Below are 13954 nucleotides of genomic sequence, written 5' to 3' on the forward strand. Positions count from 1 at the left end.
TGGAAAATAAATGAGTTCATTAAAATTTGTTCATCTTCATGTACATAGTGATTATTCAATATTTGATGGGTTATCTAAACCAGAAGATTTAGTAAAAAAAGCATTTTCTTTTAATATGATGGCTCTAGCTCTTACAGATTTTAGCAATTTGTATGGTGTAATTAAATTTTACAATTCTGCACATAAATGGGGTTTAAAACCTATTATTGGAACAACAGTAAAATTTGTTTCAGAATTTATAAAAAACGATTTAGTAGAACTAACTATATTAGCTTCAAATCAAGAAGGATATAAAAATTTAATTACATTAATTTCTCGTTCTTATAAAAAAGGATATATTAACAATAAATCTGTAACAATAAAAAAGAAGTGGCTTACAGAACTTAATAATGGATTAATATTACTTTCTGGTGGATGCCAAGGTGAAATTGGAAAAGTTTTATTGCGTAGTCAATATACATCAATATACTCTTGTTTAAAATTTTATGAAACATACTTTCCTTCTTGCTATTATTTAGAATTAATACGAACAGGAAGAAAAAATGAAGAAAAATATTTACATTTAGCTGTAGATTTATCTTATTCTAAAGGTATTCCAGTAGTTGCAACTAATGATGTTTGTTTTTTAAACGAAGAAGATTTTAAGATTCATAAAATTAGAATCGCAATTCATGAAGGAGAAATCTTAAAAAATTCTAAAATTCAAAATAATTATAGTAAACATCAATTTCTTAAAAGTGAAGAACAAATATTTCATCTTTTTTCTGATATTCCTGAAGCATTAGTAAATAGTGTAGAAATTGCAAAACGTTGCAATGTTTTTATATCTTCTGGAAAATATTTTTTGCCACAGTTTCAAACAGGTAAAATAAGTGTACAAGATTATTTAGTTAACAAAGCTAAACAGGGATTAAAAAAACGTTTAAGAGTATCTTTTTCTAATATTAACATAGATAAAGAAACTTATTTAAAATATAAAAATCGTTTAGTTATGGAACTAAATATAATAAATAAAATGGGTTTTCCTGGTTATTTTTTAATTGTTATGGAATTTATACAATGGGCAAAAAATAATAATATTCCAGTAGGACCTGGTAGAGGTTCAGGTGCAGGTTCATTAGTCGCATATGTATTAAATATAACAGAAATAGATCCTTTATTGTTTAATTTATTATTTGAACGATTTTTAAATCCAGAACGTATTTCTTTGCCTGATTTTGATATTGATTTTTGCATGGATAAGCGAGATAAAGTAATTGAACATGTTTCAGATATGTATGGGAGAAATGCAGTAGCTCAAATTATTACTTTTGGAACAATGACAGCAAAAGCTGTAATTAGAGATGTAGGAAGAGTTTTAGGTTATCCCTATGGATTTATTAACAATTTATCTAAATTAGTACCTTTAGATCCAGGCATAACACTTGACGAAGCTTTTTCTAGTAAATCAGAGTTATATAATCTTTATAAGAATGATGAAGATATAAAAAAATTAATTGATATATCTAAAAAGTTAGAAGGAGTAACTCGAAATATTGGGAAACATGCAGGTGGAGTTGTAATTTCACCTACTAAGATCACTGATTTTTGTCCATTGTATTGTGATGAAAGTGGAAATAACCCTGTTACTCAATTTGATAAAAATGATATTGAGTACGTTGGTTTATTAAAATTTGATTTTCTTGGTTTACGTACATTAACAACAATTAGTTGTACAGTAGATATGATTAATTCAAGATTATTATCGAATCAACAAAAAATTAATATTAATTCTATTTCTTTAAATGATAAAAAATGTTTTTATTTATTAAAAAAATGTAAAACTACAGCTATTTTTCAATTAGAATCTCATGGAATGAAAGATTTAATTAAAAAGTTAAAACCAGATTGCTTTGAAGATATTATTGCTCTTTTAGCACTCTTTAGACCCGGACCATTACAATCTGGAATGGTAGACAATTTTATAAATAGAAAACATGGATATGAAAAAATTTCATATCCGGATCATAAATGGCAACATATACTTTTAAAACCAGTATTAGAATCTACTTATGGTATTATTTTATATCAAGAACAAGTAATGCAAATTGCTCAAATTTTAGCAGGTTATACTTTAGGAAAAGCTGATATTTTAAGACGTGCTATGAGTAAAAAAGATTTAAAAGACATGGAAAAGCAAAGAAAAATTTTTTTAAAAGGATGTGAACATAATAGTATTAATATAAATTTAGCAACAAAAATTTTTGATTTACTAGAAAAATTTGCAGGATATGGATTTAATAAATCACATTCTGTAGCTTACGCTTTAGTATCTTATCAAACATTATGGCTAAAAACATATTATCCGGCAGAATTTATAGCTTCTACTATGAACTCTGATATAGATAATACGGAAAAAATTATAATTCTAGTAAATGAAGCGTTTAATATGAAATTAAAAATTATTCCTCCAAATCTTAATTTAAGTAAATATGAATTTTATGTTGATTATAGTAATAATATAATTTATGGTCTTGGTGCGATCAAAGGAATAGGTGAAAATTCAATAAAAAGTATTATTAAAGAAAGAGATAAAAATGGTTGTTTTTATGATTTGTTTGATTTATGTATTCGTTGTGATTTAAATAAGATAAATCGTAGAATATTAGAAAAACTAATTATGTCTGGTAGTTTGGATTCTATTAATAAAAATAGAAATCAGTTACTTAATTTAATTGAAAATGCTATTAAAGTTGGAAAAGAGCATAAAAGAATTAAAAATAATGGACAAGCCAGTCTTTTTGGTACGTTTCAAGATGAATTGAAAATAATAAAAAAAAATAATTTATCTCAATCCTCTTATTTTGAAAAAGATCAATTAAAGAATGAATATCAAGTTTTAGGTTTTTATTTAACAGCACACCCTATTAATCAGTATGAAAAAGAATTAAAACATTATATAAATAAATTAAAAATTTCAAAACTAAAGTTTAGTAATAAAATTAAAATAGTTTCAGGGATCGTAGTTTCAGTTAAAGTAAAAACAACAAAAAATAAAAATAAAATAGTTATACTGATATTAGATAATTATACTAGCCGTATAGAAGTTCTAATATTTAAGAAAGTATTCAATTTATTTGAACATCTAATTAAAGTAAATGAAATTTTAATAATTCAAGGAACAATCGATTTAACTAGGAATTCAAAAATAATAGCACATGATATTATGAATTTAATGCTAGCAAGAGAAAAATATGTTCAAAAGTTAATTATTATATTAACGCAACAAAACGATGAACTTTTTTTAAAAAAAATATATCAGTTATTAGAAAAACAAGATAAAGGAAGTATTTTTGTTGATCTTTTTTGTAAAACAGTCAAATTATCTTTTAATTTCATCAAAAAAGAGAATTTTTATATTACTGTTAATAATGAGTTTTTGAATGAACTAAAATTTTTAGTTGGATCAGAAAAAATACAATTAAAATTTTATTAAATTAAATATTTTATAAAATTTTTTTCATTTTTTTCTTAATATAAGAAAATGATTTTAATATTTTAATTTATTTTTTAAAAAAGAAATAATATCTTGTATATTAATGAGAATATTTTTTTTATTTCTTCTTTCTCGATACTCAACACTGTTTTTACTTATGTTACGTTGACTAACAATAATTTGATGAGGAATACCCAGTAAATCTATTTCATTAAACATTATACCTGGTCTTTTATTTCTATCATCTAAAATTACGTCTATTTTTTCATTTTTAATTAATTTATATAATTCTTCTGTAACTCTTTTAGTTTGTTGACAATTATTTATATTAATGGGTAAAATAGCTACTTGAAAAGGAGCAATAGAATTTGGCCAAATAATACCCTTATCATCATAATTCTGTTCAATGATAGCAGCAATAATTCTTGTTATTCCAATTCCATAACACCCCATATATAAATTTTTTTGTTTTCCCAATTTATCTTTTACTAATATATTCATTTTTTTAGAATATTCTTGTTCTAATTGAAATATATGTCCAATTTCAATACTTTTTTTAATTTCTAAAGATTTTAAACCGTCTGGTCCTACATCATTTTCTGTAATATTTCTAATATCAACAATAGTTGGAATTTGAATATCTATATTCCAGTTTACATTAATAAAAAATTTATTATTAATATTTGCTCCAATAGTAAAATTCTCCATATAGTATACTGAAACATCAGCAAATATAGGAACATTTAAATTTAAAGGTCCTAAAAACTTTTTTTGAATTCCCGTTGATGAAATAATTTCTTCTTCATTCATTAATTTTAATGGTTTTTCAAAAATATCAATTTTTTCTAATTTAAATAAGTTTAATTCATGTTCTGATTTTATTAGTACAGCAGCAAACGAAAACTTTTCATTTTTACGAGTTCGAACTAAAATGGTTTTTACTAAATTTTTGGTAAGGTTTTGAATTTCATGAATACTTTTAATAGATTTTATACTTTTAATCTTATTATGAATATTGTTATTATTTTTTTTAAAAAAATTAATAGATTCTATTGATTGAGCTGTATTAACATTAGAAGAATATAATGTATTTTTTGAAAATACTATCTCATCTTCTCCATTCTCAGATAATGCTTGAAATTCATGAGAAATTTTACCACCCATTGATCCGGAATCAGCATTAACTACTCTAAATTGAAGTTGCATTGTATTAAATATGTTAATATAACTTTGATAAAATTTATCATAAGTTTGTTTTAAGCAAGATTTATTAATATGAAAAGAATAAGCATCTTTCATAGTAAATTCACGAGATCTAATAATTCCAAATCTTGGACGTATTTCATCTCTAAATTTAGTTTGAATTTGGTATATAATTAATGGTAAATCTTGATATGAACGGATTTCATTGCCAATCAAATGAGTTACAACTTCTTCATTAGTTGGTCCTAATATAAACTTTTGATTACGTCGATCAAAAAATTGTAATAGCTCTTTTCCATATATATTTAAACGTCCACTTTTTTCCCATAATTTTTCAGGTTGTATAATAGGCATAGAAATTTCTAATGCGTTGATTTTTTTCATTTCATTTATAATAATTTTATTTATTTTTTTTAAAACTCTTAAACCTGTTGGCAGCCAAATATATAAACCTGAAGATAATTTTCTAATCATTCCACTTCTTAACATAAGTTGATGACTAATGATTTTAGTATCATGAGGAGTTTCTTTTAAAGTTAGTAGTAAATATTGAGTTGCACGCATATATTAAGATCTCAATGTAAATAAAAAGTTATATAAAATTAAAGTACTTATTTTTAATTATCAATATTAATTCTATTATATAATAAAATATTTTATAAGATATTTTTTAATAGTTTTAATTTTTTAGTATTAATTAAATTTCATTAATAAAATATTTAAATCAATTTTTTTTATTCATTTCTTATTAAATAGAACAACAATAATGGTTAAAAATATTTAAAATGAATCATGATATGCACGAAGAAAAAACTGAACAACCAACTGAACATCATATTAAAAAATCTCGAAAGAAAGGACAAACAAGATATTCTCGAGAATTAAATTCTTTATTAATTTTAATAGTTGGATTATTAAACTTATGGTGGTGTGGAGATTTAATTGTACTTGAATTTAGCAAAATTATATCTAATAGTTTTTGTTTTGATAATAGTATTATTTTCAATAAACAAAACATTTTATTAAATATTTTTATTTCTTTAAAAAAAATTTTTATTGTCTTTTCTCCATTGTTAGGGTCTTTGCTTTTTATTATTATAGTACCCGCTGTTTTTTTTAGTGGTATTAAATTTAATTTAACGTCATTAAAATTTAATTTAAAAAAATTAAATTTAATAAGTGGATTAAAAAGAGTTTTTTCTTTAAAAATATTTCTTGAGTGTTTTAAAAACATGTTAAAGTTGTTTGTAATTGGAAGTATAGCTTGTTGGTATTTATGGATACATTTTTTTGAAATATTATTCTTTAATATTAAAGATATTTTTTCTGCTTTATCTTTTGGATTTCATACTATTGTTTTTTGTTGTATTTTAACAATATTAGGTTTAATTCCAATTGTGATTTTTGATATTTTTTGGCAACAATTTCAACATTACAAACAATTAAAAATGACTCATCAACAAATAAAAGATGAATTTAAAGAGCAAGAAGGTCATCCACATTTAAAAATTAGAATTCGTCGTCAAATGAAAGAAAATTTTAGAAGAAGAATGATTTTAAATGTTCCACAATCTGATGTTGTTATCACTAATCCGGTACACTACTCAGTAGCATTAAAATATGATGAAAAAAACATGAATGCACCTAAAGTAATTGCGAAAGGTATAGGCGATGTGGCTATTAAAATACAAAAAATTGCAATTCAAAATAATGTTGCTATAATTTCCGCTCCTTTATTAGCACGTGCATTATATCGTTATTCAGAAATCGGACAATATATTCCAGGTCCTCTTTATAAAGCTGTTGCTGAAATTTTAGCATGGGTATGGAAGGTAAGAAAGTGGAAAAAAGAAGGTGGAATTTTTCCAGAAAAACCAAAGAATATCTTTGTTCCATCAGAATTTAATTTTAAAGGAGAAAGTAAAAGTAATGGTTAATTTTTCTTCTATTTTTCGAATTATAAAAAATTTCAAAAATACTCAGTGGAAGGTATTAGCAGGACCAATACTTATTTTAATTATCTTATCAATGATGGTTTTGCCATTAGCACCTTTTATTTTAGATGTTTTTTTTACTTTTAATATTGCGTTATCAATAATAATTTTACTTGTTTCTATGTTTACTAGAAAAACTTTAGATTTTGCTGCTTTTCCAACTGTTTTACTATTTTCAACATTGTTAAGACTAGCATTAAATGTTGCATCTACTCGTGTAATTTTTTTAAACGGTCATACTGGAACTTATGCAGCCGGTAGAGTTATAGAATCGTTCGGTCATTTTTTAGTAGGTGGAAATTTTGCTATTGGTATAGTTGTATTTGTTATTCTAGTTATTATTAACTTCATGGTAATTACGAAAGGGGCAGGAAGAATAGCAGAAGTTGGAGCAAGGTTTATATTAGATGCCATGCCTGGTAAACAAATGGCAATTGATGCTGATTTAAATGCAGGTTTAATCGGAGAAGCAGAAGCCAAAAAACGTCGATTACAAATTACACAAGAAGCTGATTTTTATGGTTCTATGGACGGTGCAAGTAAATTTGTTCGAGGAGATGCAATTGCTGGTATTTTAATTATGGTGCTTAATATATGCGGCGGATTAATCATTGGTGTTTTTCAACATAACATGTTATTAACTAAAGCTGCAGAAGTTTATACTTTATTAACTATAGGAGATGGTTTAGTCGCTCAAATACCTGCTTTAGTTATTTCTACAGCTGCTGGCGTTATTGTTACGAGAGTTAGTACTAATCAAAATGTTGGTGAACAAATGATTAGTCAGTTGTTTTGCAATTCTCAAGTAATATTATTAAGTGCAATTGTTTTGGGTATACTTGGTTTAGTACCTGGCATGCCAAACATAATCTTTTTGATATTTACAATTTTGTTATTTATTCTTGCTTGGTGGTTAAATCAAAAAAAACATATTTTTAAAAACAATATTTCATCGGTTTCTCAAAATGAATATAAACCTATTTTAAATTCAACTTCTGAAGCTTCTTGGAACGATGTTGAATTAGAAGATCCTATTAGAATAGAAATAGGATTAAATTTAATTCCTATGATAGATGTTAAAAAAAATGGTGATTTATTGGAAAAAATTCGTGTTGTTCGTAAAAAAGTTGCAAAAGAAATTGGATTTCTTCCTCCTTTAGTACATATTAAAAATAATATGAATTTAATTGGGAATTCATATCGTATTTTTATTAAAGGTTTAGAAGTAGGTAATGGAGAATGTTTATACGGAAAATTAATGGCAATTACTACTGGTAAAGAAATAGAATCATTACCTTTTAAGAAAGTTACTGAACCTACTTTTGGTTTATCTGGTTATTGGATTGATAAAACATTTAAAATAGAAGCTGAAAAAAAAGGATATTCTGTAGTTGACTCAAGTTCTGTTATTGCAACACATTTAAATTTTTTAATTTCACAACATATTAATGAGTTATTTGGTCGTCATGAAACTCAGCAGTTGTTAGATCGTGTTAATTCAGAAATACCAAAAATTACTGAAGATTTAATACCTAATGTAATTGATTTAACAACTTTGCATAAAATTTTAAAAAATTTACTTTTAGAAAAAGTTCCTATACGAGATATGCGAACTATTTTAGAAACATTATCAGAACATGCTATTAATCAAAAAGATTCCAATGAGTTAACTAGTATAATTCGAATTGCTTTAAGTAAACTTATAATACAAAAACTATTTCATAAAAAAAATGTTATTGAAGTTATCGTTATAGAATCAAATTTAGAGCAATTATTATTAGATAGTTTAAAAGGTGAAAAAATTAATATAGAACCAGGTTTATCTGATATGTTATTATCTAAAACTAAAGAAGCAATTGAAAAGCAAGAGTCAATAAATGCTCCTATTGTTTTATTAGTACCTCATTCTTTAAGATTATTTTTATCTAAATTTTTGCGTGCTCATTTTCCAGAATTAACTGTTTTATCTCAATTTGAGATCACAGAAATCAATGATATAAAAGTGACTAATATAATTGGAAGTTAACAATATATTATGAAACAGATTGGTGTGGTTTTAAGTGGTACGTTAAATTAGTACTACATTATTGCCTCACCGTACTGATATTTAAAAAATTTTTATTGTTACATTTTTTTTAATATTTTAATTCCTAAAATATTAAGTCCTTTTTTTAATGTTTTTGCTGTTAAAAAAGCAAGTTTTAATCTACTTTTACAGGTTTTAATTTTTTTAGAAAATAAAATTGAACAATTTTCATAAAAATTAGAAAAATATGTTGCTAATTGATAAAGATAATTACACATAATATGTGGAGTTCCTTTTTTTTCAAGAATTAAAATAATTTCTTCGAATTCTAATATTTTAATTGCTAATCTAATTTCAGTATCTTTAGTTAAAACAATTTTTTCTGAGATTTGATGTATTTTTATAGTAGATTTTTTTAAAATAGATATAATTCTTGTATAAGCATATTGTATATAAGGAGACGTATTACCTTCAAAAGTTAACATTGTATCCCAATCAAATATATAGTTAGTATTTCTGTTTTTAGATAAATCTGCATATTTTACTGCGCTTATACCTATAATATTTGATAACTTAATAAGTTTTTTTTGAGATAAATTTGGTTTTTTTTTCTTAATTAAATCTCTAGCTCTCTTTATTGCTTCTTCTAACAGTACAGTAAGTTTTATAGTATTTCCATCACGAGTTTTAAAAGGACGTTTATTTTTAGATAGCATCATTCCAAATGTATGGTGTTCTAATGATAAATTGTGAGGTATATATTTAGCTTTTTTAGAGATAGCCCATACTTGTTGTAAATGTTGAGATTGTCGAGAATCAGTATAATATATTATACGATCAGCATGTAGTGTTTCATATCGATATTTTAAACAAGCAATATCGGTTGTAGCGTATAGGAAAGCTTTATCTTGTTTTTGAATAATTACTCCCATATGTTTTCCTGATCTATTTTTAAATTCATCTAAAAAAACAATAGTAGAACCATTTTTTTCTATAGCTATTTTTTTTTCTTTAAGATCTTTAACAATACTTGGAAGCATTGTATTATATAAACTTTCTCCCATAGTATGCTCTTTTTTTAAAGTAACATTAAGTTTTTTATATATATGATAGTTATAATTCATTGTAATTGACACTAATCTTTTCCAAATAAAAAAACAATTATCATCTCCATTTTGTAATTTAACTACATATTTTCTTGATTCATTTTCAAATGTTTTATCTACATCACATTTTTTTTTTGATTTACAATAAAAAGTTTCAATTTCTTTTAGCGAAATAATATTTTTTTTTAACTTTTTTTCTAATTTTTTATGTTTTAAATATGCGATTAACATTCCAAATTGAGTGCCCCAATCTCCGATATGATTAGCTCTAATTACATTGTGTCCTAAAAATTCTAAAGTTCTTACTATAACATCGCCTATAATTGTAGATCTTAAATGTCCTATATGCATTTCTTTAGCAATATTTGGAGAAGAATAATCAACTACTATTGTTTTTTTAGGGTAAACATAATTTATACCTAAACGAGATGAAAAAAATAACTCTTCTAACTTGTTTGATAACCAATTCTGGTCAATAAAAATATTAATAAAACCAGGATAAGAAAATGTTATTTTTTTATATATATTTTGTGTTTTAATAAAAAAAAATATTTTTTCAAATAAATCATATGGTTGAATTTTAGTAATAGTAGACATTTTAATTAAATTATTAACTTGATAATTTCCAAATTCTTTTTTCTTACTAGGTATAATTAATGGTTCGCAATAATTTTTTAAACCAATATTTATTAAAGCTTGTTCAATATCTTTTTTTATTATATATTTTATTTTCATTTATAACCTTAATATTGATACTATTTAATTAAAAAACGTTTAGTTTATTAATTATAATAGATTTTTTAATAAAATATTATTTTTTTAAACAATTCAAGCACAATTAAAATAAAAATAAAAAAATTTAGTAAACATTTATAGTGCATTTTTTTATAAATGAAATATTTTTAAAAAATAAATGTTTAAAAAAATTAAAATTATAATTAATTTAATTAAAAGGTTGACAAGATCTAAAAATAAATGTAATCTCTTACTTAAATCTTTAAAAGCAACAACGCTCTTTAAAAAAATATTAGATAATCTGTGTGGGCACAGAAAATTAAGTACAATAAACTTTATTTAGTTTTAAATCTCTTAAATTTATTTAAGAGATGTTTTTAAAAATTGAAGAGTTTGATCATGGCTCAGATTGAACGCTGGCGGCAAGCCTAACACATGCAAGTCGAGCGGCATCGAGAGAAAGCTTGCTTTCTTGTCGGCGAGCGGCAAACGGGTGAGTAATATCTGGGAATCTGCCCAAAAGAGGGGGATAACTACTAGAAATGGTAGCTAATACCGCATAAAGTTCTAGAACCAAAGTAGGGGACCATTAAAGGCCTTACGCTTTTGGATGAGCCCAGATGAGATTAGCTTGTTGGTAAGGTAAAAGCTTACCAAGGCAACGATCTCTAGCTGGTCTGAGAGGATAACCAGCCACACTGGAACTGAGACACGGTCCAGACTCCTACGGGAGGCAGCAGTGGGGAATATTGCACAATGGGCGAAAGCCTGATGCAGCTATGCCGCGTGTATGAAGAAGGCCTTAGGGTTGTAAAGTACTTTCAGCGGGGAGGAAAAAAATAAAACTAATAATTTTATTTCTTGACGTTACCCGAAGAAGAAGCACCGGCTAACTCCGTGCCAGCAGCCGCGGTAATACGGAGGGTGCTAGCGTTAATCAGAATTACTGGGCGTAAAGAGCACGTAGGTGGTTTTTTAAGTCAGATGTGAAATCCCTGGGCTCAACCTAGGAACTGCATTTGAAACTGAAATACTAGAGTATCGTAGAGGGAGGTAGAATTCTAGGTGTAGCGGTGAAATGCGTAGATATCTGGAGGAATACCCGTGGCGAAAGCGGCCTCCTAAACGAATACTGACACTGAGGTGCGAAAGCGTGGGGAGCAAACAGGATTAGATACCCTGGTAGTCCATGCCGTAAACGATGTCGACTTGGAGGTTGTTTCCAAGAGAAGTGACTTCCGAAGCTAACGCATTAAGTCGACCGCCTGGGGAGTACGGCCGCAAGGCTAAAACTCAAATGAATTGACGGGGGCCCGCACAAGCGGTGGAGCATGTGGTTTAATTCGATGCAACGCGAAAAACCTTACCTGGTCTTGACATCCACAGAATTTCTTAGAAATAAGGAAGTGCCTTCGGGAACTGTGAGACAGGTGCTGCATGGCTGTCGTCAGCTCGTGTTGTGAAATGTTGGGTTAAGTCCCGCAACGAGCGCAACCCTTATCCCCTGTTGCCATCGGTTCGGCCGGGAACTCAGAGGAGACTGCCGGTTATAAACCGGAGGAAGGTGGGGACGACGTCAAGTCATCATGGCCCTTACGACCAGGGCTACACACGTGCTACAATGGTTTATACAAAGAGAAGCAAATCTGCAAAGACAAGCAAACCTCATAAAGTAAATCGTAGTCCGGACTGGAGTCTGCAACTCGACTCCACGAAGTCGGAATCGCTAGTAATCGTGGATCAGAATGCCACGGTGAATACGTTCCCGGGCCTTGTACACACCGCCCGTCACACCATGGGAGTGGGTTGCAAAAGAAGCAGATATCCTAACCCTTTAGGGAAGGCGTCTACCACTTTGTGATTCATGACTGGGGTGAAGTCGTAACAAGGTAACCGTAGGGGAACCTGCGGTTGGATCACCTCCTTAAAAATATATACTTTTTTCGAAGTGCCCACACAAATTATCTAATAAAATTTTTAGAAAGGCTTGTAGCTCAGATGGTAAGAGCGCACCCCTGATAAGGGTGAGGTCGGTGGTTCAACTCCACTCAGGCCTACCATAAAGATATAGTAGAGCTATAAATCTATAAGGGGCTATAGCTCAGCTGGGAGAGCGCCTGCCTTGCACGCAGGAGGTCAGCGGTTCAATCCCGCTTAGCTCCAAAATTTATCTTTTCTTTTTCTTAAATAATAGAATATTTCAAAAGAGTTTTTACATTTTTCAAAACCTATCCTTTTTTTTGAATAAATTTCATCTGTTCTTAAAAACAAATTAATTTTTTTTTCATTATTAAGATAAAATGGAAAAATATTTTTTTTTAAAAATATTTTTTTTTGCACCTTTTTATAATAAATCTTAATATTTTTATCTTCTGGTAAAAAAAGCATAGAAAAAATTAAATTTGATAAAGTATACTCGTGAGAACAACATAAAATAGTATTATCCGGAAATGATTTAATTAATTGAATAGAATTATACATATTTAAATAATTGTTTTGAAAAACTCGACCACAACCAGCTGAAAAAAGAGTATCTCCGCAAAATAAATATGGTTTTAAATAGTATGAAACATGACCTAATGTATGACCTGGTGTAGAAATCACATAAATGTTATTTTTTAATAAACATATTCTATCTCCCCCTTTAATAATTTTATTAACATTATAATTTTTTGTTTCTTCAGGTCCAAAAACAATAATATTAGGAAATTTTTTTATAATATTTTTTACACCATTTGTATGGTCTTTATGAAAATGAGTAAGCAAAATTGCTTTTGGACTCCATTTTTGTTGATTAATTTTTTCTATTATAAGATCTGATACACCTGGATCTATGATTATACAAGAATGATCTTTATTATATAAAATCCAAATATAATTATCTTTTAATACAAATATATTTGTTAAAATCATAGTTTCTCCATTGATTTTTTATAAAAAATATTTTCATAAAATTTATCTTTAATTGTTGGGTTATTTGCAGATTTACGTGCAATTTTATCACATTTTTCATTTTCGATTTGACCAATATGTGCTTTTACCCAAAACCATGTGATAAAATGTTTTTTTAATAAACTATTAACACGTAACCATAAATCTATATTTTTTACTGATTTTTTATTATCTTTTTTCCAGTTTTTCTGTTCCCACTTATATATCCATTTAGTTACTCCTTGTTTAACATATTGACTATCTGTAAAAATCTCAACAATACAAGATTGTTTTAAAGATTCTAATCCTGAAATTACACCCATTAGTTCCATTCTATTATTAGTAGTTAAAAAAAATCCATCAGTTATTATTTTTTCTTTTATTTTATAACGTAATATTGTTGCATATCCACCTGAACCTGGATTTCCTAAACAAGAACCATCTGTAAATATTTTTACTGATTTTAATATCATATTAAATATTC

Annotated in this window: 7 protein-coding genes, 2 tRNA genes and 1 rRNA gene; 6 read left to right on the forward strand and 4 right to left on the reverse strand. The window is 26.8% G+C overall.

What is annotated here, in order from left to right; all coding sequences use genetic code 11:
• Window positions 1-10 precede the first annotated feature (10 nt).
• Window positions 11-3475 carry a DNA polymerase III subunit alpha gene (gene dnaE / locus D9V62_RS01220; RefSeq protein ID WP_158339999.1) on the forward strand — a complete coding sequence of 1155 codons (3465 nt, stop codon included), beginning with the start codon at window positions 11-13 and terminating at the stop codon, window positions 3473-3475.
• 54 nt (window positions 3476-3529) lie between these two features.
• On the opposite strand, the gene D9V62_RS01225 is transcribed toward dnaE, so the two are convergent.
• Window positions 3530-5242 carry a proline--tRNA ligase gene (locus D9V62_RS01225; RefSeq protein ID WP_158340000.1) on the reverse strand — a complete coding sequence of 571 codons (1713 nt, stop codon included), beginning with the start codon at window positions 5240-5242 and terminating at the stop codon, window positions 3530-3532.
• 221 nt (window positions 5243-5463) lie between these two features.
• Here D9V62_RS01225 and flhB point away from each other — a divergent pair, with 221 nt between their 5' ends.
• Together flhB and flhA are read left to right on the forward strand one after the other, a co-directional pair.
• A complete protein-coding gene (gene flhB, locus D9V62_RS01230) occupies window positions 5464-6615 on the forward strand; it encodes a flagellar biosynthesis protein FlhB (protein ID WP_158340001.1) in 1152 nt (383 codons plus the stop codon).
• Window positions 6608-8698, forward strand: a complete 2091-nt coding sequence (gene flhA, locus D9V62_RS01235; protein ID WP_158340002.1) for a flagellar biosynthesis protein FlhA — start codon at window positions 6608-6610, stop codon at window positions 8696-8698. The genes flhB and flhA overlap by 8 nt, the downstream gene beginning before the upstream one ends.
• A 98-nt stretch (window positions 8699-8796) precedes the next feature.
• On the opposite strand, the gene argS is transcribed toward flhA, so the two are convergent.
• Window positions 8797-10539 carry an arginine--tRNA ligase gene (argS, locus tag D9V62_RS01240; protein ID WP_158340003.1) on the reverse strand — a complete coding sequence of 581 codons (1743 nt, stop codon included), beginning with the start codon at window positions 10537-10539 and terminating at the stop codon, window positions 8797-8799.
• 381 nt (window positions 10540-10920) lie between these two features.
• Here argS and D9V62_RS01245 point away from each other — a divergent pair.
• From D9V62_RS01245 to D9V62_RS01255, 3 genes are all read left to right on the forward strand, one after another.
• Window positions 10921-12466 (forward strand): 16S ribosomal RNA (locus D9V62_RS01245).
• Between the two features lie 56 nt (window positions 12467-12522).
• Window positions 12523-12599 (forward strand) — tRNA-Ile (locus D9V62_RS01250).
• A gap of 30 nt (window positions 12600-12629) precedes the next feature.
• Window positions 12630-12702: transfer RNA gene (locus D9V62_RS01255), tRNA-Ala, on the forward strand.
• Here the strand turns inward: D9V62_RS01255 and gloB are convergent.
• Together gloB and rnhA are read right to left on the reverse strand one after the other, a co-directional pair.
• Window positions 12694-13452, reverse strand: coding sequence for a hydroxyacylglutathione hydrolase (gene gloB, locus D9V62_RS01260; RefSeq protein ID WP_158340004.1), 759 nt, complete (start codon window positions 13450-13452; stop codon window positions 12694-12696). The genes D9V62_RS01255 and gloB overlap by 9 nt on opposite strands.
• Entirely contained in the window at window positions 13449-13940 is a 492-nt protein-coding gene (gene rnhA, locus D9V62_RS01265; RefSeq protein WP_158340341.1) for a ribonuclease HI, read from the reverse strand. Before rnhA ends, gloB begins: the two co-directional genes overlap by 4 nt.
• Between the last annotated feature and the right edge of the window lie 14 nt (window positions 13941-13954).

This window comes from Buchnera aphidicola (Aphis helianthi), from assembly GCF_005083845.1.
GTDB lineage: Bacteria > Pseudomonadota > Gammaproteobacteria > Enterobacterales > Enterobacteriaceae > Buchnera > Buchnera aphidicola_AW.

What these genes read in the sequence shown, in the direction of transcription:
- D9V62_RS01225 (WP_158340000.1), bottom strand. Translation starts at nt 5,242, where the DNA reads ATGCGTGCAACTCAATATTTACTACTAACTTTAAAAGAAACTCCTCAT.
- flhB (WP_158340001.1), top strand. Translation starts at nt 5,464, where the DNA reads ATGAATCATGATATGCACGAAGAAAAAACTGAACAACCAACTGAACAT.
- argS (WP_158340003.1), bottom strand. Translation starts at nt 10,539, where the DNA reads ATGAAAATAAAATATATAATAAAAAAAGATATTGAACAAGCTTTAATA.
- flhA (WP_158340002.1), top strand. Translation starts at nt 6,608, where the DNA reads ATGGTTAATTTTTCTTCTATTTTTCGAATTATAAAAAATTTCAAAAAT.
- gloB (WP_158340004.1), bottom strand. Translation starts at nt 13,452, where the DNA reads ATGATTTTAACAAATATATTTGTATTAAAAGATAATTATATTTGGATT.
- dnaE (WP_158339999.1), top strand. Translation starts at nt 11, where the DNA reads ATGAGTTCATTAAAATTTGTTCATCTTCATGTACATAGTGATTATTCA.